General features: G+C 73.0%; 21 protein-coding genes and 1 riboswitch. Of the genes, 11 read left to right on the top strand and 10 right to left on the bottom strand.

Annotated elements, in window-relative coordinates; genetic code table 11:
• Window positions 1-7 precede the first annotated feature (7 nt).
• On the bottom strand, window positions 8-946 hold the full coding sequence (locus tag ACZ6TV_RS23510) for a ribose-phosphate diphosphokinase (RefSeq protein WP_465299371.1): 939 nt from the start codon (window positions 944-946) through the stop codon (window positions 8-10).
• Window positions 947-1008: 62 nt separating this feature from the next.
• Complete coding sequence (locus ACZ6TV_RS23505; protein WP_465299370.1) at window positions 1009-2250, bottom strand: glutamate-cysteine ligase family protein; 1242 nt, start codon at window positions 2248-2250, stop codon at window positions 1009-1011.
• A 468-nt stretch (window positions 2251-2718) separates the two neighbouring features.
• Here ACZ6TV_RS23505 and ACZ6TV_RS23500 point away from each other — a divergent pair, with 468 nt between their 5' ends.
• The gene (locus tag ACZ6TV_RS23500; protein WP_465299369.1) at window positions 2719-3846 is read left to right on the top strand and encodes a uroporphyrinogen decarboxylase/cobalamine-independent methonine synthase family protein; all 1128 of its coding nucleotides are present in this window, start codon (window positions 2719-2721) and stop codon (window positions 3844-3846) included.
• 58 nt (window positions 3847-3904) lie between these two features.
• Here the strand turns inward: ACZ6TV_RS23500 and ACZ6TV_RS23495 are convergent, their stop codons facing one another.
• The 3 genes from ACZ6TV_RS23495 to ACZ6TV_RS23485 form a co-directional block, all read right to left on the bottom strand.
• Window positions 3905-4384 carry a CAP domain-containing protein gene (locus ACZ6TV_RS23495; RefSeq protein ID WP_465299368.1) on the bottom strand — a complete coding sequence of 160 codons (480 nt, stop codon included), beginning with the start codon at window positions 4382-4384 and terminating at the stop codon, window positions 3905-3907.
• Between the two features lie 233 nt (window positions 4385-4617).
• A complete protein-coding gene (locus ACZ6TV_RS23490) occupies window positions 4618-5703 on the bottom strand; it encodes a hypothetical protein (RefSeq protein ID WP_465299367.1) in 1086 nt (361 codons plus the stop codon).
• A gap of 1040 nt (window positions 5704-6743) precedes the next feature.
• Window positions 6744-7013, bottom strand: coding sequence for a CBU_0592 family membrane protein (locus tag ACZ6TV_RS23485; RefSeq protein WP_465299366.1), 270 nt, complete (start codon window positions 7011-7013; stop codon window positions 6744-6746).
• A gap of 15 nt (window positions 7014-7028) precedes the next feature.
• Window positions 7029-7096: riboswitch (guanidine-III (ykkC-III) riboswitch) on the bottom strand.
• A gap of 99 nt (window positions 7097-7195) precedes the next feature.
• On the opposite strand from ACZ6TV_RS23485, the gene ACZ6TV_RS23480 reads away from it, so the two are divergent.
• A complete protein-coding gene (locus ACZ6TV_RS23480) occupies window positions 7196-8431 on the top strand; it encodes an outer membrane protein assembly factor BamB family protein (protein ID WP_465299365.1) in 1236 nt (411 codons plus the stop codon).
• A 2-nt stretch (window positions 8432-8433) separates the two neighbouring features.
• Here ACZ6TV_RS23480 and ACZ6TV_RS23475 read toward each other — a convergent pair whose 3' ends face one another.
• A complete protein-coding gene (locus tag ACZ6TV_RS23475; protein WP_465299364.1) occupies window positions 8434-9774 on the bottom strand; it encodes an FAD-dependent oxidoreductase in 1341 nt (446 codons plus the stop codon).
• A gap of 154 nt (window positions 9775-9928) precedes the next feature.
• Between ACZ6TV_RS23475 and ACZ6TV_RS23470 the strand changes: the two genes are divergently transcribed.
• The 4 genes from ACZ6TV_RS23470 to ACZ6TV_RS23455 all read left to right on the top strand — a co-directional run bounded on the left by ACZ6TV_RS23470 (window position 9929) and on the right by ACZ6TV_RS23455 (window position 14850).
• On the top strand, window positions 9929-10936 hold the full coding sequence (locus tag ACZ6TV_RS23470; protein WP_465299363.1) for a methyl-accepting chemotaxis protein: 1008 nt from the start codon (window positions 9929-9931) through the stop codon (window positions 10934-10936).
• A gap of 228 nt (window positions 10937-11164) precedes the next feature.
• Window positions 11165-12175, top strand: coding sequence for a ribokinase (locus ACZ6TV_RS23465; RefSeq protein ID WP_465299362.1), 1011 nt, complete (start codon window positions 11165-11167; stop codon window positions 12173-12175).
• A gap of 219 nt (window positions 12176-12394) precedes the next feature.
• A complete protein-coding gene (locus ACZ6TV_RS23460; RefSeq protein WP_465299361.1) occupies window positions 12395-13735 on the top strand; it encodes a condensation domain-containing protein in 1341 nt (446 codons plus the stop codon).
• An 8-nt stretch (window positions 13736-13743) separates the two neighbouring features.
• On the top strand, window positions 13744-14850 hold the full coding sequence (locus ACZ6TV_RS23455) for a carbohydrate kinase family protein (protein WP_465299360.1): 1107 nt from the start codon (window positions 13744-13746) through the stop codon (window positions 14848-14850).
• On the opposite strand, the gene ACZ6TV_RS23450 is transcribed toward ACZ6TV_RS23455, so the two are convergent.
• From ACZ6TV_RS23450 to ACZ6TV_RS23440, 3 genes are all read right to left on the bottom strand, one after another.
• A complete protein-coding gene (locus ACZ6TV_RS23450; protein WP_465299359.1) occupies window positions 14831-15640 on the bottom strand; it encodes a hypothetical protein in 810 nt (269 codons plus the stop codon). The genes ACZ6TV_RS23455 and ACZ6TV_RS23450 overlap by 20 nt on opposite strands.
• A gap of 96 nt (window positions 15641-15736) precedes the next feature.
• On the bottom strand, window positions 15737-16807 hold the full coding sequence (locus ACZ6TV_RS23445) for a CotH family protein (protein WP_465299358.1): 1071 nt from the start codon (window positions 16805-16807) through the stop codon (window positions 15737-15739).
• Window positions 16807-17016, bottom strand: a complete 210-nt coding sequence (locus tag ACZ6TV_RS23440) for a hypothetical protein (RefSeq protein WP_465299357.1) — start codon at window positions 17014-17016, stop codon at window positions 16807-16809. Before ACZ6TV_RS23440 ends, ACZ6TV_RS23445 begins: the two co-directional genes overlap by 1 nt.
• Window positions 17017-17227: 211 nt before the next feature.
• Between ACZ6TV_RS23440 and ACZ6TV_RS23435 the strand changes: the two genes are divergently transcribed.
• Genes ACZ6TV_RS23435 through ACZ6TV_RS23425 form a run of 3 tightly spaced genes read left to right on the top strand, consistent with a single transcriptional unit; the run spans window position 17228 to window position 20324 of the window.
• Window positions 17228-18535: an ABC transporter substrate-binding protein gene (locus tag ACZ6TV_RS23435; RefSeq protein ID WP_465299356.1), complete on the top strand. Its 1308-nt coding sequence runs from the start codon at window positions 17228-17230 to the stop codon at window positions 18533-18535.
• Window positions 18532-19476 (top strand): carbohydrate ABC transporter permease, encoded by a 945-nt coding sequence (locus ACZ6TV_RS23430; protein WP_465299355.1) that lies wholly within the window; start codon window positions 18532-18534, stop codon window positions 19474-19476. Before ACZ6TV_RS23435 ends, ACZ6TV_RS23430 begins: the two co-directional genes overlap by 4 nt.
• Window positions 19473-20324, top strand: a complete 852-nt coding sequence (locus ACZ6TV_RS23425; protein ID WP_465299354.1) for a carbohydrate ABC transporter permease — start codon at window positions 19473-19475, stop codon at window positions 20322-20324. Before ACZ6TV_RS23430 ends, ACZ6TV_RS23425 begins: the two co-directional genes overlap by 4 nt.
• Window positions 20325-20369: 45 nt before the next feature.
• On the opposite strand, the gene ACZ6TV_RS23420 is transcribed toward ACZ6TV_RS23425, so the two are convergent.
• Entirely contained in the window at window positions 20370-22583 is a 2214-nt protein-coding gene (locus tag ACZ6TV_RS23420) for an MMPL family transporter (protein WP_465299353.1), read from the bottom strand.
• 139 nt (window positions 22584-22722) lie between these two features.
• On the opposite strand from ACZ6TV_RS23420, the gene ACZ6TV_RS23415 reads away from it, so the two are divergent.
• A complete protein-coding gene (locus tag ACZ6TV_RS23415) occupies window positions 22723-23439 on the top strand; it encodes a TetR/AcrR family transcriptional regulator (RefSeq protein ID WP_465299352.1) in 717 nt (238 codons plus the stop codon).
• 10 nt (window positions 23440-23449) lie between these two features.
• The gene (locus tag ACZ6TV_RS23410; RefSeq protein ID WP_465299351.1) at window positions 23450-25564 is read left to right on the top strand and encodes a tetratricopeptide repeat protein; all 2115 of its coding nucleotides are present in this window, start codon (window positions 23450-23452) and stop codon (window positions 25562-25564) included.
• Window positions 25565-25705: the final 141 nt, after the last annotated feature.

Here is a 25705-nt window from a genome sequence, read left to right as displayed (position 1 = left end):
AGCGGGCTCAGTGGAACAGCGAGCTGACCGACTCGCCGTTGTGGATGCGGCGCATCGCCTCGGCCATCGCGGGCGCGATCGACAGCACGCGCAGCTTCGGCACCCACTTCTGCTTCGGGATGGGCACGCTGTTGGTGCAGACGATCTCCAGCACGTCGGGCAGGTCGGCGAGCCGGTCGAGGGCGCCGTCGGTGAAGAGGCCGTGCGTGCAGGCGACCCTGATGCTGGCGACGTTGCGCTCGCGGAGCCGGTCGATGAGCTCGACGACGGTGCTGCCGCGGGCGATCTCGTCGTCCAGGACGATGACGTCCTTGCCCTCGATGTCGCCGATGACGGCGCTGATCACCACCCGGTCGTCGCTGAAGCGCTGCTTGGCGCCGGCGGCGACCGGCACCCCGAGCAGCCGCGCGAACGCGGAGGCCACCTTCGCGTTGCCGAGGTCCGGCGAGACGACCACGCTGTTGGTGAGGTCGAGGCCGCGGAAGTGGGTGGCGAGCTCCCGCAGGGCGTGCAGGTGGTCCACCGGCACGCTGAAGAACCCGTGGACCTGCGGCGAGTGCAGGGTCAGGGTCAGCACCCGCGACGCCCCGGCGGCGCTGAGCAGGTCGGCGACGAGCCGCCCGCCGATGGAGATGCGCGGCTCGTCCTTCTTGTCGGAGCGGGCGTAGGCGTAGTGCGACATGACGACGGTCGTGCGGGCCGCGGACGCGCCCCGGGCGGCGTCGAGCATCAGCAGCAGCTCCACCAGGTGCTCCTGCACCGGCGGGACGAGCGGCTGGATCAGGAACACGTCCCGCTCGCGGCAGTTGGCCTGCAGCTGCACCTCGAGGCAGTCGTTGGCGAAGCGGTCGACCCGCACGGGCAGCAACGGCACCTCGAGCTGGTGGCAGATCTCCTCCGCCAGCTCGGGGTGGGCGCTGCCACTGAACACGGCGATGTCCCGCACTGGTCCGGCTCCTAGCTGTGGTCGGGCTCTCCTCATGCCCTTGATACCACACGGCGCACCGGTCATCCGCCGGCGCCGACGCGAACCTTCCGGCTCTGCTCGCGACGGTCCTCGCCTGGGCAGGAGCCACGGGCGACGTACCGGTCGGCGAACTCGGCGACGGCGTCGCGGACCGCGAGGGGCGCGCCCTGCCGGCGCAGGACGTCACCCGCGGCGGTGAAGCAGGCGAGGGCCGCGGCGGCGAGCGCCGGGTCGGCGAGGCCTTCGCGGGCGGCGCCGACCCAGTCGCGGTGCCGGCGCAGCGGGGAGCGCAGCGGCTCGGTCGCGGCGGCCGCGGCCTCCGCGCCGTCCCGGTCGTCGAGCAGGGCGGTGACGACCGCGACGGGCACGACCCAGCCGTCGCCGGCCTGCTGGTCGATCATCCGCAGCTCCAGGTAGCCGCGGGGGCGCACCGGCGGGACGAGGGTGCCGAGGTGGCGCTCGAGGTCGTCGAGGGTCACCGGGCGGGGTCCGTGGCCGCGCAGCCAGTCGCGCATCGTCAGCCCGGCCGGCACGTGCCAGCGGCCGGGACCGGCGACCATGGCGACCTTCGCGGCGAGGGCGTAGCGGGACCAGGCGGCGCGCGGGTCGTCGTCGCGGCGCGGCGCGCGGGTGCGGCTGGCGTCGGTGCCGAAGCGCAGCCCCTGCCGGTGCGACACCCAGCGCCGGCCGGACTTCGAGCGGTGCGGCGAGTTGGCGAACGCGGCCTGCACGACCGGGCCGATCGCGTCGGCGAGCCACCACCGGCGCCGGTAGTGGCTCCAGTCTTCGGGGTCGTCGCTGCCGGCGTCGAGGCACACCTGGATCGACGCGGAGTTGCACATGACGGTGATGCCCTTGGACCCGGCCCGCTCGTGGTACTCGGCGAGCGCGACGTACCGCGGGTGGTCGGTGACGAGCAGCGGCGCCCGGACGTCGTCGAGGCCGGTGCCGTCCAGGACCAGGCCGTTGGCGGCGAGGACGGCGCGGACGAGGGCGAGGTCGCCGGCGAGCGCGGCGACGCAGTCGGCCATCGACGCGCCGACGGCGGAGGACAGCTCCAGCTGGCCGCCGGGCTCGATCGTGACGCCGCTGCCGCCGGGCAGGGGGTTGCCGAGGTGGGCGAGCATGCTCAGGAGGCGTTCGGGCTCGGGCCGGTGCATCGGCTTGCTCAGGTCCCGCACGCAGTATTCGAGCTCGACGCCGACGCGCCCGACAGGACCGACCCGGAACCCGGCGGCGGCCACATACGCGGCGGCGGTTGCCTCGGTGAGGATGTCGTTCACTGCGGCCTCCCGTTCAAAGGGTGCGTGCTACCCAGGGTGGTGTTGCGGTTGACTTGAGTGACGCGTGCGGCACGGGATTCGGTTGTCCGGTCCGGCGGGCCGGCGGGGCCCGCGGACGGCATGGTCGATCCGATGCGCGAAACGCTGGAAACTGCGGCTGTGGTGGCGGCGAACGGCGGGGTGTGCGGGTGTGGCGGGTGTGTTGCGATGACCGCCGGGTTGCGGGCCGGCGGGGTGCATTCCATTAGGCGGCCCGGCGCCCGTTCTGTCCAGCCCGGCCGGGCAACACGTGGTGAACCCTGGCTGTGAACTGGCTGAATGCAGCAAGATCTCCCGCGCAACCCCTTCGGTCTTACAGATCTTGCGGTCCCCGCCAATTCCACTGTCGTGCTCAAACAAGATCGACTGTTATGGTTTTCTCGTTGCTTTCTCAACGCCGATTCGGCGACGTTTGGAGGAAAGTGCGTCATGCCAATTCCCACCGAGAACGTCGGCTCCCTGCCTCGCCCGATGCGCCTGCAGGAAAAGATCGCGCAATACGACGCCGGCGAGATCGGAATCGAGGAGCTGCACGCCGAGCAGGACGCCGCGTGCCGCGATTCGATCACCCGGATGGAGGCGACCGGCGCGCCGGTCGTGTCCGACGGGGAGCAACGCGTGTCGAGTTTCGCCACCTATCCGCTCACCGAAACCCTGGCCGGCACCGGCCTCGCCGACACCCTCGCCGGCGGCGGGCAGTGCTTCGCGATCTTCGACGACGGCCACGACCGGCACCTGCCCCGCCTCGCGCGCGGCCCGTTCCGCTACCGCGCGTACGCCGCGGACTACCTGCGGCAGTCGGTGCCGATGGCGACGAAACCCTTGAAACAGGCCGTGATCGCCCCGTCGATGCTCTCCCTGCTGTATCCCCTCGACGCCACCGTGGACGGCTACTCGCGGGAGCAGTTCCACGACGACCTCGTCGACGAGTGCGAGAAGGACATCCGGCAGTGCTTCGCCGCGGGCGCCGCCCGGGTCTCGATGGACTTCACCGAGGGCCGCCTCGCCCGCAAGAACGACCCCCGCAACCCGTGGACCGGCCGCGACCTGCTCGGCGGCTTCATCGACCTCAACAACCGCGTCCTGGACCGCTTCACCGCCGAGGAGCGCCGCGACATCGGCATCCACACGTGCCCCGGCGGTGACCTGGACTCCGCGCACAGCAGCGACGTGGACTACGCCGAGCTGCTGCCGCACATGTTCCGCATGCGGGCCGGCTACTTCCTGATCCAGCTGGCCAGCGAGAAGGACAAGGAGCGGGTCTATCAGCTGATCGGCGAGCACAGCACCGACTCGCAGGTCTGCTTCATCGGCGTGACCGACCCGCTCAACCCGGTCGTCGAGACGCCCGAGCAGGTCCGCGACGCGCTCGTCACGGCCGCCGCGTCGATCCCGCGGGAGCGGCTCGGCGCGACCGACGACTGCGGCTTCTCCCCGTTCAGCACCGACCACAAGCCGAAGCACGGCTCGCCCGACGCGGCCCGGGACATCGCCTTCCGGAAGATCCAGGCCCGGGTCGAAGGTGTGGCGCTCGCGTCGGCGCAGCTCGGCCTCTGACACCTGCGAGGTTCCCGCGGGCGGTCGTCGGTGCCCGCGGGAACACTCGTCCCGCTCCTCAGCGTGGGCTGGCGAAGTCCTGGGTCCAGTAGGGCACCCCGCGGCCGTTGTACGCCACCGCGACCCCGACGTTGCGGAACCGGCAGTTCAGGATGTTGGCCCGGTGACCGGGGCTGTTCATCCAGTCGTTCATGACCTCGCGCGCGCTGCGCTGGCCCCAGGCGATGTTCTCGCCGTAGGTCGACCACCGGTAGCCGACGGACGCCACCCTGTTGCCCGGACCGCTCCCCCGTGGCGAGCCGTGCGAGAAGTAGCCACGGTCCGCCATGTCCCTCGAGTGCAGCCACGCGGCGTAGCTCAGCCGCGGGCTCAACGTGACCGGCCCGCAGCCCGCCCGGGCACGTGCACTGTTGGTCAAGGAAACCACGCCGCGGATCACGCCGTAGTCGGCCGCGAACGCCGGCACCGCCTGCACGGCAGCTCCCGCGGCGACGGCGCCCGCCACCACGGCGACGGCGACACCCTTCCGGATTCCCATCTCACCTCCACGAAGTAGGGCAGATGAGCCGAAACTAAAGGACCGCCCTGTCGCTGACACCAATCTGACAAAACTCGCATTTCCGGGCGATTTTTGCGCTACGACACGCGCTACCGCGCCTCCTTCCGGCCGCCGACGTCACCCGTTCGGGGGACCACGTGTGGGTGCCGCACACGGTCCGGCGGCGGTTCACGCCTCGGGCGTGCAGACGCCGGCCGCCGCTCGGCGGTGGCTCACGCCTCGGCGGTGCGGATGCCGGTCGCCGGGATGCCCGCCGCGAGGAGCCGGGCGACGCCGTCGGCGACGGCGGCCGGGTCTCCCGCGACGAACGCGTCGTGGCCGGTCCAGTCGTCCCCGCCGGCCGCGGTGAACCGGTCCCGGACGACGACGGTGCCCTCCGCCGAGAGGTCGGCGAGGCGGTAGAGGTCGCGTTCCACGGCCGCGGGCCAGAACACCGTGACCGGCCGCCGGTCCCCGGCTCCGCGCAGCGCGCCGAGCAGCGCCCGCACCGGAGCGACCGCGTCCCTGGCCGCCACCACCAGCAGCGGCCGGGCGGAGGACGGGTCGACGGCGGGCGGCCCGTACGCCGGCCGCAGCGACACCACGCCGCCGACCCCGGTCCGCTCGACCAGCGCCGCGGCGACGGGATCGACGCCGTGCGGGACGACGTGCAGCTCGACGACGTTGCCGGCGGCGGGGACGTTGCCGACCCAGCAGCGCCGCCAGTGTCCCGGCAGCCACGGGGACCCCACCACGGCGAGCTGCCCCGGCAGGCACGGATACGGCAGGTACGTCCGCACCCCCACCACCGCCGCGTCCTGCCCCCGCCGTTCGTGGTGCACCACCCGCCCGCTCCACTCCGCCGGCTCATGACCGCCGGCCGCGGCCCCGTCCGCCAGCCACCGCGACACCAGGCGCCCGGTGGTGGCCCACGCCTCCTCCTGATCCCGCCGGACGTGCACCCCCGGCGGGTTGGCCCGCAACATGTCCACGAGCAGCACGGCAAGGTTGTCGAGGCGCTGCGGCGCGACCCCGAGCTGCGCGACGACGGGCCCGAGCTCCGCACACCGGGCCGCGAGGACCTGCGGCTGGTCGACGTGCTCGACGAGCCACCCGACCGCCTCCCGCAGCACCTCCCGCTGCGCCGCCGGCTCACCCGGCAGCAACGCCCGCAGATCGTCGACGGGATGCCGCCCCCGCTCCCCACCGGCAGGCACCGCGGCCCCCACCGGCCCCGCGTCACGCTGCGGCAGCACCGGCGCCGACCCCCCACCCGGCAACGGCACCTGCTCCCCGGGCAGCACCGAACCCCCGGGCACCGGCGAACCCCCGGGCGACGGCGCCGGCAAGATCCCCACCGGCGGCAAGTTCCCAGGCAACTGCGGCGCCCCCGGAGCAGGCGGCGGCACCGGCCCGGCCGCCGGAACTGGGGGCGGCGGGGCCGACCCTGGCACCGGGACAGCGGGCAGCGGCGTCGGCCCCGTCGCCGGAGGCTGCGGCGGGGTCGGGCTTGGGGTCGGCCCGGACGGTTGGGCCGCAGGCGACGACGGGCCCGCAGGTGGTGACGGTGATGCAACAGGTCCGGCCGGCGGCGCCGCAGTCCCGGGCGACGACGGGGGCACCGGCGGTGGCGTTCCATCAGACGGCGGTGCCGTTGGCGGCGGCGCGGTCCCGGGCGCGGGCAGCAAGCGACTCGGAACAGCGCCCTGCCGGAGCACATCCCACACCTGCGGCGCCACAGAGCCCGGGGGCGCTGGAATTCCGGGCGGCACGGGGAGGCCCGGCGCGGCACGGTCCGGCGGCACGAGATGCCCCGGTGGCACGGGAGCACCCGGCGGCGTTGGAACGGTCGGCTGGCCAGGACCGGGCAACGGCGTGGAAGGCAGCGGCGTGGAAGGGGGCGGGACGGGCGCTGCCGTCGGAGGTGCTCCGCCCGCGCGTGCCGGGAGCCGTTGCAGGTGCGCGACCAGTTCGTCCACGACTGTAGCCAGGGCGCCCGGGCGCAGCGTCTCGGCAAGGAGGAGGCGCAGCGCCGGCATCGTCAGGAACGCCCCGGCGCCCGGTCCGTCCGCGGCCCGTGGAACGGTGCCCGGTCCGTTCGCACCGGGCAGCGCGGGTCCCGGGGCGACGGCCGGACCGGTGAGCGCGGGACGTGGTCCCTGCGTCTGCTGCGGAGCCGTCGCCGGGTCGGGGCCGATCGTCGTCACCATCCGAGTGTGGACCGGCACGCATCGCAATCAGAGCAGGTCGGCCCCACACGGCTGACTCCACCGCGCGCCGGGCAGCGCGCCCCACCGCGCCAGGCGGCCCGGCCTGCCCCGTCGTCGGGCTGCCCGGCGCGGTGGTCCCGGCGCGGCAGCTACGCGCCGGAGGCAGGAGTCGACGCGCCGGCCGGGACACGGGCGTCATCCTGACGGGATCGCAGCAGCGAGCGCAGGGACACGATCGCCCACACGCTCTCCAGCAGCAGGAATCCCCAGTCGCGACCGATGGCCGCCTCGACCGCGAGGGTGGTGGAGCCGATGAGGTTGAGCCACACGTACCGGCGGGAGGTGGACGACCACCTGCCGAGCTGCACGAGCACGAAGGGCAGCAGGACGCACAGCGAACCGAGGATCTGGACGAACATGGCACACTCCCGGACACCACGCCGTCTTGTCGGGCCGGGTACGACGTGACTCGTCCGGGACGACGCGGTGCGCGCGCCGCCACGCCCTCGATGATGGCACGCGCCGCTGGTCATGGCCACACGGGCGGGTGAGGTGCGGCGGTTCTCACCACCCTGCAACCTCACCCTGGTTCGCTGATCCCATGATCAGCAGGATGGCGGCCGTCGCCGCGTGCGTGGCAGCGCTCGTCGCCGGCGTCGGCGGCACCGCGGCGGCGGCCACCCCCGGCAACTGGCCGCAGCACGGCGGTGGCGCCGCCAACGACAACTACCAGTCGGGCGTCGGCAAGCTCGACGTGCGGCGCCAGGTGTGGCAGCGGCAGGCGGGCGGCGACGACTCCGTCGGCGGCGCGGCGATCGCCGGCGGCAAGCTCACCGTCGCCTACGGCAAGGGCGCGCTGCGCCGCGTCGACGTGCGCACCGGCGCCGTGGCCGTCCTGGGCACCCTGCACGGCCGCCGCCCGCTGCAGCTCGCCGACGTCGACGGCGCCCTGTACGTCCGCAGCCTCGACGCCGACGGCACGCGGAGCCGGCTCGCGTCGTACGACCGCGGCGGCAACCGCCGGTGGGAGGTGACGCTGCCGGAGGACGAGGCGATCCTGCCCTTCACCGTCGCCGCCGGCCACGTGCTGGTGACCAGCGGGCCGAAGTGCCGGGAGCTGTGCACGGGCTATCACCTGCGCGCGTACCGCGTCCGCAACGGCACCCTCGCGTGGACCGGCGCGGTGGACGGCGACGCGGGCGGCGCACCGGCCGTGCAGGGCGACACCGTCGTGCAGGGCGCTTACGGGCCGGTGCGCGGGACCGGTGACGGCAGCGGCGGGGCGAGCCTGCTGTTCGCGTTCGACGTGAGGACGGGCCTGCGCCTGTGGACCCGGGCCCGGCCGGGGTTCTCGCTCGTCGGGCACCGCGGGTCGCTGCTGGCCGCCGGCGCCGGCGGCGACGCGCTGTGCTCGCTGCACCCGGGGACCGGCGCGGTCCGCTGGTGCCGGGGGACCGCGGCCGCCGACGGGTGGGTCGACGGCCTGTCCGCCGGCGGCGGCGCGCTGTTCGGCTACGGGCTCACCGGCACCGTGCGCCGCTACGACCCGGAGTCCGGCACCGCCGCCTGGTCCACTCCCCTGGCGCTGCCGGGCTACGAGTACAACGCGCTGCACGCGGCGCTCGTGAGCGGCGGCGGGCACGTGTACGCGGCGGTGCGGCACGGCAACTTCACCCCGGAGTCGGAGTTCACCGAGCTCGTCGTGCTGCGGGCCGCCGACGGGCACGTCGTGCGACGGCTCAGGCTCGCCGCGTACGACGACACGTCCGCCGAGCTCATGCTCGCCGCCGGCCGGCTCGTCCTCGTCGGCGACCGCACCATCCGAGCGTTCGGCTGACGTTACCGACTGCCGGGGAAGAGCACGCGGCGCAGGATCGCGGGCGCGAAGAGCGTCTCCGGCGGCGCCGTCAGGTTGACGGTGCGGTGGAACGCGACCGCGACCTGCGCCGAGGTCTCCGCCGCGCGCAGCAGTCTCGCGATGTACCAGTTGAAGAACCGCACCTTCGCGGTCCGCTTCCCGGGCACCGACGGGAACGCGAGGTCGCCGCCGACCGCCATGTCCCACGGCGTGTCGATCACCGTGGCGGCCTTCGCGTAGAACCGCCGGGGCAGCCCGGCGAGCCCGCCCGCGAGCGCCGCCCGCAGCTCGACGGCCTCGAGCGCGGCGACGGTCATGCCCTGCCCGTAGATCGGGTTGAAGGCGCAGATGGCGTCGCCGAACGCGAGGAACCCTTCCGGATGGCCGGGGATCCGCTCGTACCGCCGGCGCACGCTCGCCGGGACGCGGAACCGCCGGGCGGGGCCGAGCGGGCGGGACCGGTGCACCACCTCGGCGAGGTCGTCGATCGGCAGGCGGGTCGCGTAGGCGGCGAAGCCGGCCTCGTCGGTCGGCGGGAGGTCGTCGGCGAACCCCGCGAGGGTCAGGATCCACCGGTCGCCCTCCATCGGCAGCAGCGCCGCGCCGAACGGGTGCTTCGGCGTCACGCCGGTGAGCACGCCGAGCATGCCGCTGGTGAGGGGGGCGCGCTCGTACTCGCGGGTGGCGTACACGACGCCGGCCATGACGCTGTCCTGCTCCGGAGGGATGTAGCCGAGCTCGGCCAGCCAGGTGGTGCCCCGGTTGCCGCGGCCGGTGGCGTCGACGACGAGGTCCGCGCGCAGGTCCTGGGTGGCGCCACCGGGTCCGTCGCCCACCGCGACGGCACGGACCCCCGTGACGGTGCCGGCCCGTGCGCCGGTGGCGGTGGGTGCGTGCAGCAGGCCGGTCGCTTCGAGGCCGCCGCGGATCTCGACGCCGGCGATCTTGCCGACGCGGGCGCGCAGGTAGTCCTCCAGCGCGGGGCGGCTGACGGCGAGGACGGTCAGGTCGGAGGCGGCGCGGGCCATCGGCCGCGGGCCGTTGTGCCAGGCGAAGCCGTTGTGGATGTCGACGGTGAGCGCGCCGGCGGCGACGAGCTCGTCGGTGAGGCCCGGGAACAGGTCCTCGAGGATCTCGCGGCCCTTGGCGAACAGCATGTGGGCGTGCCGGCCCTGCGGCACGCCCTTGCGGACGCCGGTGCCGGTGAGGTCGTCACGGTCGAGGACGGTCACGGTGTCGAAGGTGTCGCTCAACGCGCGGGCGGCGAGGAGCCCGGCGATGCTGGCGCCGAGGACCACCGCGTGCGTGGATTCACTGGTCATGCACCCAGCCGACCATTGATCAACGACTATTCATAGGTAGAAGTACGCGCAGCGGGGGCGCACCGCGTGCCGCGGGTCACATTCCCGGCGGCGGCACCGCGAACCCCTGCTCCCGCGCCCGGCGCCGCCGATGACAGGTGCCGGGGAGGCGACTGTGACAACTTTGATCATGCTGGGCTGCGCGCTGCTGGGCGCGGCCGCCGGTTTCGCGGCGGGTAGGCGCCGCACAGGCGGCTGGGAGGCGGTGGCCGAGGTGCTGCGCCGCGCCGCCGGCGGCGATCTCACCGCGCGCGTCTCGGCCGGGGGCGCGCCCGAGGTGGCGGCCGCGGTCAACGGCGCCCTCGACCGGGTCGCCGGCACGGTCCGCGACGTCACCGCGTCGGCCGCCGCGCTCTGCGCCGCCGGCCGGCAGCTCGGCGGGATCGTCGAGGACATGGTCGTCGGGGCCGAGCGGTCCGTCGCCGCGTCGCAACGGGTCCTGGACGCCGCGAAGGACGTGCACGCGCAGGTCGCGGGCGTCGCCGACGGCGCGCGGCAGCTGGACGGCAGCATCGGCGAGATCTCCCGCAGCAGCGGCGAGGCCGCGGCGGCCGCCGCCGACGCGGTCCGGGTCACCGGCGCGACCGGCCGGACCATGGCCAGGCTCGGCGAGTCGTCGTCGGAGATCGGCGCGGTCATCAAGGTCATCACGTCGATCGCGGAGCAGACGAACCTCCTGGCGCTCAACGCCACGATCGAGTCCGCCGGGGCCGGCGCGCTGGGCAAAGGCTTCGCCGTCGTCGCCGGCGAGGTCAAGAACCTGGCCCGGGAGACGGCGGCCGCGACGGAGGACATCACCCGCCGCATCGCCGCGCTGCAGTCCGACACCACCGGCGCGGTCCAGGCGATCGGCCGCGTCACCGACGTGATCGGCCACGTGAGCGGGCACCAGTCGGCGATCGCGCGGGCGGTACACCTGCAGAGCACGACCACCGCGGCGATGACCGGGGGCATCGACCGGGCCGCGACCGGCGCCGCGGAGATCGCCGACACGATGACCGCCGTCGCCCGCAAACGCCGGGAGGCGCACGCGACGGTCCTCCGGGCGAAGGAGCTCACCGCCCACCTGGATCGGCTCGCCGGTGACCTCGCCGCCACCGTCGGAGGACTCAAGGTGGGATAGGTCCCATCGATCGGGTGGTGTTGCGGCGGTTCGTGCCCGCGTGCGCGTGTGTATTGCTGAGACTGGTGTTACCGGAAGCGAAGCATGCGATCGCACAAGCTCACCGGAAGCGAGACGGCCGGCCCGGGTGGCCGCGGGCCGGCCGGCGCTCGCAGGGATCGACGAACCGGCCCCGGCAACCTCGCCGGGTGGATGACCCGGGCACTCACGGTGGTGGATGATCGCGGCATGACCGTCCTCGTGGTGGGTGCCGTGAACGTCGACCTGGTGATCGAGACGCCGCGCATCGCGGCGCCCGGCGAGACCGTCATCGCCGCCCGTTCGTCGACCGGGCACGGCGGCAAGGGCGGCAACCAGGCCGTGGCCGTGGCCCGCCTCGGGGGTGCCGTCTCCCTCGCCGCCAGGGTCGGCGCCGACTTCGACCCGGACTCGCTGCCCGGCGTGCACGCCGCCGTCGCCCGGGACGCGGCGCCCACCGGGCTCGCGGTCGTCCTGGTCGCCGCCGACGGCGAGAACGCGATCACCGTCGTGCCGGGCGCCAACGCCAACCTGTCCCCCGCGGACGTGACCCTGCCGGCCGGCCCGCCCGGGGTGCTCCTGGCCAGCCTCGAGGTGCCCCTGGACACGGTCGCGGCGGCCGCCCGGCTCGCCCGGGCCGCGGGCTGGACGGTGGTGGTGAACCCGGCGCCGGCGGTGCCGCTGCCGCCGTCGCTGCTGCGCGACGTCGACGTCCTCGTCCCCAACGAGCACGAGCTCGCCGTCCTCGGCGCGCCGGCGGACCTGCTCGCGGCCGGCGTGGGCGCGGTCGTGGTGACGCTCGGCGCGGCCGGCTGCCGCGTGCACCGCCCCGGCGGGACGGCCGACGTCCCGGCGCACCCGGTCCACGCGGTGGACACCACCGGCGCCGGCGACGCCTTCTGCGCCGCGCTCGCGTGGGCCCTGGACGGGGGCAGGCTGCTGGAGGAGGCGGTGCGGCTCGCGTGCGTCGCGGGCGCCCTCGCCACCCGCGCCGTCGGCGCCCGCACCGCCCTCCCCACCGCCGCCGACCTCATGGACGGCGCAGCCGCAGGCTCAGGGGGCGATGGACGCCCGGCGGGCGGCGCGGGAGCGGCGCAGGCCCAGGATGCCGATGACGATCAGGAGCACGCCGAAGACGCCGACGCCGGCGACCATCAGGGTCAGGTCGCGCAGGGTCAGCTCGGACATGAAGGAGGCGGCGCCGGAGCCGCCCGCCGGTGACGCGACTGCCGCCGAGGGCAGCGCCACAATCGCCACAAATGCCATCGCCGGCACGACAACCCACCGCATTCCCCGCAACATGGCGCCAAGTGTGCCAGGCGCCGCGCTCCCGCGTCACCCCGTGCCCGGGCGGCGGGCGGGACACCGGTTCAGGCCATTGACTTCTCCGGATGCGTGCCGACAATTTCCCTGGGCGGTCGTCGAAGGGAACCATTGCGAATGGGCAGTAGCACAAATCGCATCCTCGTGCCGTTCCACGGTGAGGGTGCCGGGACCGCCGACCTGACGTGGGCGCAGCTCGGGATCTGGCAGACGATGCGCGACACGGGCCTGAGCATGAACATCGGCGGGACCGTGCCGATGCCGGCGGGCACGACCGTGCACGACATGGAGACGCTGCTGCGGTATCTGGTGGGCCGCCACCAGGCGCTGCGGACCAGGCTGCGGTTCGAGGGCGGCGGCGTCGTCCAGGTCGTGTCGGAGGCCGGCGAGGTGCCGCTCGACGTCGTCGACGCCGGCGAGGACCCGGCCGCGGCCGCCGAGGAGCTGCGCCGCCGGTACGAGGAAGCCCCCTTCGCCTACGAGACCGAATGGCCCGTGCGGATGGGTGTGGTGCGGCACGGCGGCTGGGTGACCCACGTCGTCGTGATCTACTGCCACGTCGCCGTCGACGGGTTCGGCATCGACGCGATCGTCCGGGACATGGCCAACCTCGACCCGGCGACCGGGACCACGAGCGCGCCGGTGCCGGGCCTGACCCCGCTGGAGATGGCGGCGAAGCAGACGACCGCGTCGGGGCGGCGGCAGAGCGACAAGTCGCTGCGGCACTGGGAGCAGATCCTGCGGGCGATCCCGGCGCAACGGTTCCGCGCGTCCGACGACCCCCGCGAGCCGCGGTACTGGGAGATCACCCACCGCTCGCCGGCCATGCACCTGGCGATGCAGGTGATCGCGCACCGCACCGGCGCCGGCGTCGGCTACGTGGTCCTCGCCGCCTACGCCGTCGCCCTGGCCGGGCTGACCGGGCACAACCCGAGCGTCGCGCAGCTCGTGGTGAGCAACAGGTTCCGGCCCGGCTGCGCCGACTCGGTCAGCCAGCTCGCGCAGCTGAGCATCTGCGCGGTCGACGTGGCCGGCGCGACGTTCGACGAGGTCGTCGGCCGGGCCTGGAACGCGGCGACGAACGCGTACATGCACGGGCATTTCGACCCGCTCGCGCTGACCACCCTGCTGGAGCGGGTGCGCGCCGACCGCGGCGACGTAGACTTCTCGATCATCGTCAACGACCGCAGGACCCGGGACGGCGCGACGGCGCCCGCCGAGCCGCCGGCGCCGCATCAGGTCACGGCGGCGCTGCCGCTGTCGAAGAGCTGGTGGAGCCGGAAGGTCGAGGTCCTCGACGCCGCGCTCAACATCAGCGTCGACGCCGCGCCGGACGCCGTCGACGTGTCGATCTGCGCGGACACGCACCGGCTCTCACCCGCCGACATCCAGGCCCTCGCCCTGGAGATGGAGCGGGTCACGGTCGAGTCGGCCGCACCTGTCGCCGTGGTGAGCTGAGGAGCCGGGTGGGGTTCAGGTTCGACGTCGTCGGGGTCGGGGCCCTCAACCTCGACTCCATCGCCCCGGTCTCGCCGGCCGCGCGGTCCCTGCTGCGCGGCGCCGTCGACTGGGGCGCCGAGTGCCGGGTCGGCGCCGCCACGGTCGACGCGGCGATGCGGACGGTCCACGCCGCCGCCGTCCGCAACGCTGTCGGCGGGTCCGCGTACAACACGGTCGCCGCCCTCGCGCGGACGGGCATCGGCCTGCGGCTCGGCTACGTCGGCGTAGCCGGGCGGCTGCCGGTGCCCGGCACCGCGGTCGCGGAGCGGCTGCGCAAGGCCGGCGTCGACACCGAGCTGCTGCTCGAGGAGCCCGGCGAGCTCAGCGGCGTGTGCCTGTCGCTGGTCGAGGACGGCGAGCGGACGCTGCTCGTCCACCCGGGTGCGAACGACCGGATGGCCGCGCACCTGGAGGTCGAGTTCGACGCGGTCGTGGAATACCTGTCGGCGGCCCGGATCGTGCACGTGACGTCGTTCCTCGACCCGCGCACGCCGGCGGTCCTCGCCGACGTCCTCGCCGCGGTCCGGGACCGCAGCCCGGAGACGCTGCTGACGTTCGACCCGGGGCACGTGTGGGCGGGCACCGGCGGCGCCCCGGTCGCCGCCCTCGCCACGATGGCCGACCACGTCCTGCTCAACGAGCGCGAGCTGCAGGCGCTCGGCACGACCGGCGACGACACGTGGGCCGCGGACCGGATCCTGCGCACCGGCCGGCCCGGCCGGGTCGTGCACGTGAAGCGCCCCTCGGGGGTCACCACGTTCGCCCGGTCCGGTCCGCTGCTGCGGGCCCGCTTCCACCCGCAGGAGGCGCTGCCGGCGGACCGGGTCGTGGACGCGACCGGCGCCGGCGACGTCTACGCCGCCGGCGTCATCGTCGCGCTCGCCGACGGGGACGGCACCCGCCTGAACGACGGGATCCAGCTCGGGCTCGCCCTGGCCAGGCACAAGCTGCGGCACCTGGCCGACGCCGGCCACGCCGACTTCCCCGCCGTCGTCCAGGCCTGGCGGGACTTCACGGCCGGCCAGACGGCCGGTCTCACGACGCCGGGAACGGCTACACCGGATCGGTCCTGATCATCCGGACCAGGGCCCGGATGCCGGTGAGCAGCTCCTGGTGATCGCTGATGCCGTCGAGGGTGCCCTCGACGCGGCGGGCCATCTGCTCGATCCGGGCCTTCAGCGCCTCGTCCCGGTCGCGGGCGGCGGCCCGGTCGGCGGCCTGCGCGTCCTCGATGCGGGTCAGGTCGGTGCCCGTCTGCCGGCGCAGGTGCGCGAGGTCGCCGGCGGCGCTCGTGCGGGCCTCGTCGAGGTCCTGCCGCATCCGCTCCACCGCCGCCGTCAGTGTCGCCACGGCCGCGTCGAGGGTGACGACGTCGTCGCGGGGGTGGGTGCTCTCCCGCCGCAGCGACGTGATCCGCGCCCGCAGGTGGCCGAAGTACGCCGCGGCCGGCCGCACCAGCGTGGACAGCAGGTAGAACCCGGCGAGCCAGTACCCGACCAGCTCCCCGGTCACGGCGGCGAAGACTGCGGTGACGGCGGCGGTGCCGAGGTGCCCGGCGATCGCGAACCGCAGCATCCACCGGGCGATCCGCCGCGCCTCCTCGTCCCGCGCGGCCGGGACCTTGATCCCCCGCGACCGGGACACCTCCTGCTCGGCCGTGACGAGACGGGCGTCGAAGTACAGGTTCCACGGCCACGTGACGAGCAGGACCGTCCACATGAGCGCGGCCAGCCCGGCGCCGACCGTCACCAGCGTCCGCAGGGACACGCCCGCGACCCGGCCGAGCCACGCGAACAACAGCGCCGCCGCGGCACCCACCACGACCGTCGCCCACCACCGGACCATGCTCCGCGAGGAACTCATCCGCACACCCTCCCGCCCCGCGGGCGCCGGGGACAGCGTGCGGCTACTCACCGCGGGATAGGTAGCGGTACCCACCGGGCCGGTTTCAGCCGGCGGTCACCGGGTGGGTGGCGAGGCTCTGGGTGCGGGCGACCAGGAGGGTGCGGAGCCGTTCGGCGTCCGCGGCGGTGGTGGCCGGGTCGTTGCCGCCGACCGTGCCGAGGACCTTCGTGCTGGCGTCCAGTGTGGACAGTGCCCGGGCGCCGGCGTACACGCGCCGATGACGGGCTGCAGGTCCCAGCCGCCTTTGCCGCTGACCTGCTTGAAGTCGTCCTGGTAGGCGACGGGGTCGTCGCCCTGGTCGGTGAACTGGCTGGTGCTGAGCGCCTTGTACAGCGCGCCGCGCCCGTTGCCCGGCGCGGCGGGCAGCTCCACGAGCAGGCGGGCGGTGGTGGGGCGGTCGTTGACGGTGAAGCCGCCGTACGCGTAGCGCTGCGTCATCTCGCCCGACGCCTTGAGCAGGTCGAGCGCGAGGGCTTCGTTGAGGACCGCGGACCCGCCGCCCATGCCGGCGACCCGGACGGCGATCTCCTTGTGCCCCTGGAAGCGGCGGCCGTCGACGTATGTGTCGAAATTGATCAGCCATGGGAGGGTCTCGGGTTGTTCGGCCTTGAGCGCGGTCCGCCCGAACCCGCCACCCATCCGCCCGCCCTGCGGCATCGGACCGGCGCCCGGATCGCCGAAAGCCGGACCTCCGCCGCCCGGACCTCCCCCGCCGGAGCGGAAGCCGCCCGGGCGGGACTGACCGTTTCTGGTCAGGCCGGCCAGGGTCGAGTTGCCCTTGAGGCGGATGCCGACGCTCGGCACCGCGACCCCGTCGACCACGAGGTCCGCCTCCAGGTACTCCTTCTCCCCGGCGGCGAAGTACGCGTCGAGCATCCGCTGGTAGTCCGCGTCGCGGAACGTGAGCCGGACCGTGTGGGCGACGGTCGGGTCGAAGAGGTCGCGGCTGCCGGCGACGTCGACGCTCAACGTGTCGCCGGCAGCCGCGACGCTCGTCACGAACGGCCGGACCCGGTCGGTGCCGAACACGAGCGTCAGCTCGGCCAGGAACGCGGCGCAGGCGGCGAGCAGCTTCCAGTACTGCCGCACCCGCACCGGGATGCGCCGGACCAGCCGCCGGCGCATCAGAGGTCGGTCTGGTCGTAGCCGGCGAGGACGGTGACCCGCTGACCCGCGGTCCGCTCGCTGAGCGCCGCGATCAGGTCGGTCGGCTCCTTGCCCTTGGCGAGCCGGACCGTGTACATGAGCTCGGTCAGCGCGCCGCCCCGGATCGACTCCATGCTGAGGCTCGGCGCCCGCAACGCGTGCCCGGCCCGGTCGAAGCTCAGCCGCACGGGGACAGGTCACCGGACGAACCTCGGAACCGGCTGGGAGTGGCCACCCAGATTCGCCGTGAACGCCGGATGAACCCCGGCTGAACGTCGTGATCATGCGATGTTGATCGATGCTTGACAACTGTCACATCGACCGGCTTTGCTGTGATGGCTTGTGAGCATCCGCGTTGGAAGTTGTTGCTTTTTCGCCGGATCCCGCCAGGAGGCGAACATGCCAGACGCCCGACTGTCCCGCCGCAGCGCACTCAAGGGTCTCGCCGCCGCGTCCGCGCTCCTCACCACGCCCACGCTCCTCGCCGCGTGCGGCGATGACGACGACGGGAAGACCGCCGACTCCGGCGCCCCGACCGACCCGATCACGTTCGGCTCCAACTACTCCGACGACGCCACCAAGCAGGCGTTCGCGGCGCTGTGCGCGGCCGCGACGTCGGCGACGAAGGTGCCGGTCACCGTCAACACCACCGACCACAACACGTTCCAGAACAACATCAGCAGCTACCTGCAGGGCACCCCGGACTCCCTCGCGACCTGGTTCGCCGGGTACCGGCTGCAGTTCTTCGCCGCGCAGGGCCTGCTGACCCCGCTCGACGACGTGTGGGAGAAGATCGGCGGCACCTTCAACGACGCCGCGAAGAGCCTCTCCAAGGGCATCGACGGGCACTACTACCTGGTGCCGCTGTACAACTACCCGTGGGTCGTCTTCTACAACAAGAGCGTCTTCGCCGCGAAGGGCTACCAGGTGCCGACCACCTGGGACGCGTTCGTCGCGCTGTGCCAGAAGATGAAGACCGACGGGCTGATCCCGATCGCGTTCGCGGAGAAGGACGGCTGGCCGGCGCTGGGCACGTTCGACATCCTGAACCTGCGGATCAACGGCTACGACTTCCACATGTCCCTGATGAAGCACGAGGTCCCGTGGACCGACCCGAAGGTCGCCGCGGTGTTCGACAAGTGGCGCGAGCTGATGCCGTACGTGCAGAACGGCGCCAACGGCCGCACCTGGCAGGACGCGGCGAAGACCCTGGAGAACAAGCAGGCCGGGATGATGTTCCAGGGCTCCAACCAGGTCGCCGCGAACTACGCCCCGGGCAACCTCGCCGACCTCGACTTCTTCGTCTACCCGGAGATCAACCCCGCCTACAAGCAGGACTTCATGGACGCGCCGACCGACGGGTTCATCCTGCCGAAGAAGGGCAAGAACAGCGCCGCGGCGAAGACCGTCCTGCAGTACATCGGCACCGGCGAGGCGGAGACGAAGTTCCTGGAGAACGACCACTGGGACGTCGGCCTCGCCAACGGCCTCGTCGCTCCCACGTACAACGAGATCCAGAAGAAGTCCGTCGCCGAGATCGCCAAGTGCAAGAACGTCTCCCAGTTCATGGACCGTGACACCGTCCCCGACATGGCCACCGCGATGATCAAGCTGATCCAGACGTTCATCGACGACCCGAGCCCGGCCACGGTCACCTCCATCCTGAAGAGCGCGGAGGACCAGGCGAAGACGATCTTCACCAAGTGAGGACCTTGACCCGCCGCGACGGCGTCGTCGTCGCGGCCATGATCGGGGTGCCCCTGCTGCTGGAGGCGGCCCTCATCTGGGGGCCGACGCTGGCCTCGGTCGGGTTGTCGTTCACGAAGTGGACCGGCGTCGGCGGGGTGCGGTTGCAGTCCTGCGACTCGCTGCCGTCGGCGCCGGGCATCCCGCAACCCGGCTGCCTCAACGGGGTGCGCAACTACGAGCAGGCGTTCACCACCTACCCCGACTTCTGGCCGGCGGTCCAGCACAACATCATCTGGCTGCTGGTGTTCGTGTGCTTCGCGACGCCCCTGGGCATGCTGTTCGCGGTCGTCATCGACCGGGGGATCCGCGGCTCCCGGATCTACCAGAGCATCCTGTTCCTGCCGGTGATGCTGTCCCTGGCGCTGATCGGGATCATCTGGGAGCTGATCTACTCCCCCAACTACGGCCTCATCAACTCGGTGCTCGGCCGTACCGGCGACGACAACCTCATCGACTGGCTCGGCAACCCGTCGCTGAACCTGTGGGCGTTGCTGGTCGAGGCGAGCTGGCGGCAGGCCGGCTACGTCATGATCCTCTACCTGGCCGGCCTGAAAGCCGTCGACCCAGCACTGCGGGAGGCGGCACTGATGGACGGCGCTTCAGCCTGGCAGACCTTCTGGCGGGTCGTGTTCCCCGCCATGCGGCCGATCAACATCGTCGTCATGGTCGTCACCGTCATCGAATCCCTGCGCGCGTTCGACCTCGTCTACATCACCTCCGGCGGCAACCCGCTCAAAGGCCTCGAACTGCTCTCCGTCGCCGTCACCCAGAACATCGTCGGCGAGACCCAACGGATCGGCTTCGGCTCCACCCTCGGCGTGATCCTCCTCGTCATCTCCCTCATCCCGATCACGATCTTCCTGGTCCAGGCATTCCGGGGCGAGGAGGCACCACGATGAAACCCTCCCGTGTGCTCGCGCAGGTCTTCATGATCGCGATGATCGCGTTGTGGCTCACGCCGGTGCTGTTCTCGCTGTACGTGGCGCTGCGGCCGATCGCGGACACGAACGCGCACGGCTACGTCTCACTGCCGGACCGGCTGACGCTGGACAACTTCCGCGCCGCGTGGACGCAATCTGACATGTGGCGCTTTTTCGTGAACTCGCTGATCGTCACGGTACCGGCGGTGCTGCTGACCCTGTTCCTGGCGTCGTCGTTCGCTTACGTGGTGTCCAGGCTCCGGTTCCGGTGGAACATCGCGCTGCTCGTCCTGTTCACCGCCGGGAACCTGCTGCCGCAACAGGTCATCATCACGCCGCTGTTCCGCCTGTACCTCGCCATCCCGCTCCCGCACTGGCTCAGCGAGAGCGAACTCATGTACAACTCCTACCTCGGCCTCATCGCCATCAACATCGCCTTCCAACTCGGCTTCTGCGTCTTCGTCCTCTCCAACTACATGAAAGCCCTCCCACACGAACTCGACGAAGCCGCCATCGTCGACGGCGCCGGAGTCTGGACCCGCTACTGGCGGCTCATCCTGCCGTTGTGCCGGCCGGCGCTCGCCGCCCTCGCGACACTGCTCACCACCTGGATCTACAACGACTTCTTCTGGGCCATCACCCTCATCTCCACCGGCGACAAACGCCCCGTCACCTCAGCCCTCGCCAACCTCCAAGGCCAATTCGTCGCCAACCAGAACATGATCGCCGCCGCCGCACTCATCGCCGCGATCCCCACCCTCATCGTCTACATCGCCCTGCAGAAACAGTTCATCGCCGGGCTGGCCCTCGGGTCCACCAAAGGCTGAGGCCCCCGCGACCCCGGGGCACGGGGTCGCGGGGGCACCCAGCGGTCAGGCGGAGACGAGCTCCTTGTGCTCGGCCGGCAGGTGGTCCTGGGCCTTGCCCTCCACGTGCAGCTCGGGCAGGACCCGGACCAGCCAGGCCGGCATCCACCAGTTGGCCCGGCCGAGGATGTGCATCACGGCGGGCACCAGCAGGAGCCGCACGACGGTCGCGTCGAGCAGGATCGCGGCGGCCATGCCCACGCCGATGACCTTCAGGACCAGGTCGGGGCTCGGGATGAACGCCGCGAACACGGCGATCATGATGGCGGCCGCGGCGGTGATGACGCGGGCGGTGCCGGCCAGGCCGTCGGTGACCGCGCGGCCGTTGTCGCCGGTGCGGGTCCAGACCTCACGCATCCGGCTGACGAGGAACACCTCGTAGTCCATCGACAGGCCGAACAGGACCGCGAACATCAGGACCGGGACGAACGCCGGCAGCGGCGTCTCGGTGTCGATGCCGACCAGCCGGCCGGCCCAGCCGCCCTGCAGGACGAGGGCGACCACGCCGTACGCCGCGGCAACCGACAGCAGGTTCATGACCGCGGCCTTCAGGGCCACCGCGACGCTGCGGAACGACACCAGGAGCAGCAGCATGGACAGGATCACCACACCGCCGATGAGCAGCGGGATCCGCCGGGCGATGTTGGCGGTGCTGTCGATGGCGGTGGCGGTCATGCCGCCGACGTGGACGGTCGCGCCGGTCCCGGCGAGGGTCTGCGGCAGAATCTCGCGGAGCCGCTCGACGAGGTCCTCGGTGCGGGCGTCCTGCGGGCCGGTGCGCGGCAGGACGGTGACGACGGCGGTGGTGCCGTCCTGGTTGACCTGCGCGGGCATCGCCGCGGCCACGCCGTCGACGCCAGGCAGCGCGGCGGCGAGCTTGTCCAGGGCGGCGCGGTCCCCGGCGCGGGGCAGCTCGACGGCGAGGACCAGCGGGCCGTTGGCACCGGCGCCGAAGCCCTCGGCGACCATGTCGTACGCCTGCCGGGTCGTGGTCTCGGCGCGGTTGTTGCCCGCGTCGGGGAAGCCGAACCTGACACCGAGGAACGGCGCGGCGAGCGCGAGCAGGATCACCACGCCGAGCAGCGCGGAGACGAAGCGGTGCCGCTGGACCAGGCCGCTCCAGCGCAGCCAGCCACGGCCCGGCTCGACGTGCCCACCGGCCGCGACGGTCACCGTGGCGCCCTTGCCCAGCGGGAGGCGCAGCCGGTCGACGTGCCTGCCGAGGTACCCGAGCAGCGCCGGGAAGAGCGTGACGCTGGCGACGAGGGTGACGAGGACGCCGAGGATGGTGACGAGCGCGGCGCCGCGCATGAACGACAGACCCATCGCGAACAGGCCGAGCATGCTGACGATGACGGTGCTGCCGGCGACCATGACCGAGCGGCCGGCGGTGTCGAGGGTCGCGACGGTCGCCGCCTCCGGCTCGAGCCCGGCGGCCCGCCACTCGCGGAAGCGGGTGACCATCAGCAGCACGTAGTCGATGCCGATACCGATGCCCATCATCGTCGCGAGGGACGTGGACCAGTCGGGCGCGTCGACGAAGCGGATCAGGACCCCGGTGAGCGTGGCGCTGACGGCGAGCCCGGCGACGGCGACGACGACCGGCAGGCCGGCGGCGACCACGGAGCCGAACATGAGCAGCAGGATGATGATGGCGGCGGCGAGGCCGATGCCCTCCGAGCCGATCTCGCCCTGCTCGGCGCGCTGGATGCTCTGCCCGCCGAGCGCGAACGTCAGCCCGTCCCGGCCGGCCTCGCTCGCCAGGTCCATCAGGCGCTGGCTGTCCTCGACCGGCATGTCGTCCGGGTTGACGACGTCGAGGCGCAGGTCGGCGACCGCGGTGCGGCCGTCGGCGGAGATCCCGCCGGGCGCGGCGAACGGGTCGGCGACGCCCGCGACGTGCGGGGCCGCGGCGAGCTTCGCCAGCAGCGCCTGGACGTCGGCCTTCGCGCCCTCGACGCCGTTGTCGGCGCGGACGACGACGGTGACGGTCGCGCCGGACTGGCTGGTGAAACGCTCTTCGAGCAGCTGCGTCGCGGCCTTGGAGTCGGATCCGGGCGCGGAGTAGTCGGCGGCGAACTCGCCGCCGAAGAACGAGGAGAGCGCGAAGGCCGCGACGAGCGCGACGGCCCACGCGACGACGGTCCGGCCGCGGCGCCGGTACGTCACCCGGGCGAGCCGCCCGAGCGGTCCGAGCGCGGGGCTTGGGAGGTCGGTCATGGTTCCTGCCTCAGGTTTTGGCTCAGCCGTGAATGGGCATCAGTAGCGTTACGACTATTAACCAACACGACGGCACGTCACTTGTCAAGCACCTTCACTTCTGTAACGATGCTTAACGCAACGGTCATCGGGAGGACGCATGAACACCACACCCAGGCGGGAGAAGGCGCGCGCGGCGACCATCGACGAGATCAAGCTCACCGCCCTGAAACACATGCGGGAGCAGGGCACCGTCGACATCCGCTTCGCCGACATCGCCAGGGCCATGCAGATGACCCCGCCCGCGCTGTACCGCTACTTCGCCGACCGTGACGAGCTGCTCAGCGTCCTCATCGCCGACGCCTACAACGACCTCGGCCGCTGCGTCGCCGAGGCCCGCGACGCCGTCCCCGCCGACGACGTCGGCGGGCGCTTCATGGCCGTCTCCCGCTCCTACCGGCGGTGGGCGCGGCAGGAGCCGCAGCAGTTCGCGCTGATCCTCGGCCTGCCCGTGGCCGGCTACCACGCCCCGGTCGACGGCCCCACCACCGAGGCCGCCCAGCGCGCCATGGCACAGCTGTCGTCGCTCTTCCTCGAGGCCCAGGCCCAGGGCGTGCTCGGCCGCCCCCGCCTGCGCGACGTGCACCCCGCGATCGCCGCCTGCGCCGAGCAGAAACACCAGCAGACCGGCGTCCCCGTCTCCCCCGAGACCTTCCAGGCGATGCTGCACGCCTGGTCGTCCCTGCACGGCTTCGCCGCCCTGGAGGCCTTCGGCCACTTCGACTGGATCGACGAGGCGGGCCGCGACGCCCTCTTCGACGGCCACGCCCGCCAGGCCGCCGACGCCGCCGGCCTCCCCGCCCCCCGCGAGTCCTGACCCGCCCGCCGTGCAGGTCAGCGGTTCGGGAGTCCAGGTCGGTGACGGCAACGTCCAGCAGAACGTCTTCGTCGACGCGTCGACCCTGCCGGTGCAGCGGGTCGGCGACGGCACAGCGGTCCACAACCTCGCCGCCCCTGCCGCCGTCTTCGTCGGACGGGACCTGCCGGCGCTGCGCCGCCTGCTCGACGAGCAGGGCGCCGCGGCGATCCACGGCCTCGGCGGTGTCGGCAAGTCCGAGCTCGCCCTGCAGTACGCGGCCGGCATGCTCGGCCACTACAGCCTGGTGTGGTGGGTCACCGCCGACACCGCCCCGAACGTCGAGGCGGGTCTGGCCGACCTGACCCGCCGGCTACATCCCGCCGCGGCGCTCGCCGAGGCACCCGCCTGGGCCATGGGCTGGCTGCAGGCGAACTCCGGCTGGCTGCTCATCCTGGACAACGTCGAGCGCCTCGCCGATGTCGAGCGGTTCCTCGGGCACGCGGGCCGCCGTGGCCACCTCCTGCTCACCACGCGCCGCGACTTCGGCACCGCGATCTGGCGACGTGCGGGCCTCGCCCGTTCTCCGCTCGGCGTCCTGGACCGCGCCGCGAGCGTCGAGCTGCTCCGCCGCCTGACGGACGACGAGGCAGACGCGGACGGGCTCGCCGCCGACCTCGGCGACCTTCCCCTCGCGTTGGAGCAGGCGGCCGCGTACGTCACACAACACCACGGCCTGACGCTGCGGGGGTACCGCACCCTGCTGGCGACACGGTTCGACCGGGTTGCCGCGCATCAGGGCGACGAACGTCGCTCGATCCTCGCCGTCTGGGACGTGAGCACCAGCGCGGTCGCCGGGCGGTCCGGCCTCGCCCGCACCGTCCTCGCCGTGCTGTCGTCACTCGGACCGGACGGGCTGCCGCTCGGCGTCCTCACCCCGATCGCCGCCGATCCCGCCGATGTCGGCGACGCCGTCGCGGCGCTCGCGTCCTACAGCCTGGTGTCGGTGGCCGCCGACCGGGTGAGCATCCACCGGCTGGTGCAGGCCACGACCAGAGCCGCCGACTGGGGCCGCAACCCGGCCGTCGCCGACCGCGCCGTCTCGCTGCTGGCGGCCGCGGTCCCTGCGGAGTCGGTCAACGACGCGGACGGCCGGCGGCGCTGGACCGACCTGCTGCCGCACCTGGATGCGTTGCTGTCCCACGTCCCTGTCCGGGACAGAAGCCCGCGACTGCATCAGCTCGCCGAGGAGGGCGCCACGTTCCGGCTGTTCAACGGCCGGGCTTACGACGCGGTCGGCATGTTCGAACAGATCCTGGAAGGGCGGCTCGCGACGCTCGGCGGCGCCGACCCGCTCGTGTTGCGGTCACGGCGCGGCCTGGCCGGTGCGTACCAGATGACCGGGCGACTCGACGAGGCCATCGGCCTGTTGGAGGCGACCCTCGCCGCGGCCGGCGGCACCGACGGGCCGGAGGCGTTGCAGACGATGATCGGTGTCGCGTACGCGTACCAGTACGCGGGCCGGGCCGACGAGGCGATCGCGATGCATCGGGAGGTGCTGGCCGTCCGGCTGCGGGTCCTGGGCCCGGACCATGAGGACACGTTCGCGGCGCAGGGCAACCTGGTCAACGCGCTGGACGACGGCGGTCGGCTGGCCGAGGCGGCGGACCTGGCCAGGGAGGCGCTCACCGTGCTGCGGCGGGTCAAGGGCGAGGACGACGACGACACCCTCGCGTGCCGCAACACGCTGCTCCGCATCGAGCTCCGCCTCGGCGGGGCCGGTGTCGTCCAGCGGCACGAGCAGCTCGTCGCCGACTACCGGCGCGCGTTGGGCGACCTGCACCCCGACACCCTCACCACGACGAGCTGCCTGGCCCGTGCCTGTCTGGCGACCGGACGCCACGAGGACGCGATCCGCATCTTCGAGGACGTGCTGCGGCGGCGACGGGAGGCGTTCGGTGACGAGCACCCGTTCACGGTCAGCTCCGCACAGGAGCTCGCCGACGCGCGGGGCGCGGGGTCAGGCGCCGGCCAGGGCGATGGCCAGCGCGGGGACGGTGGTGGGGTCGAGGCCCTGGGCGGCGAGGGTGTCGAGCGGGACCGGGCGGCCGGTGTGGTCGACGAGGTCGGGCGGGCCGGCCCATGAGTGGCGCCAGGTGGCGGCGCCGGTGTTCAGCAGGGTGACGGCGATGAGACCGCGCAGGGCCTCGGGCAGGCCGGTGGCCAGTGGCGGGCGCCCTTCGAAGAACAGGCGCAGGACGGTGTCGAGGTCGCCGGCGGCCGGCTC

It is taken from the genome of Dactylosporangium sp. NPDC051087, assembly GCF_055586325.1.
Note: the sequence above shows the minus strand (reverse complement) of the source record. Positions and strands in the feature narration are given on the sequence as shown.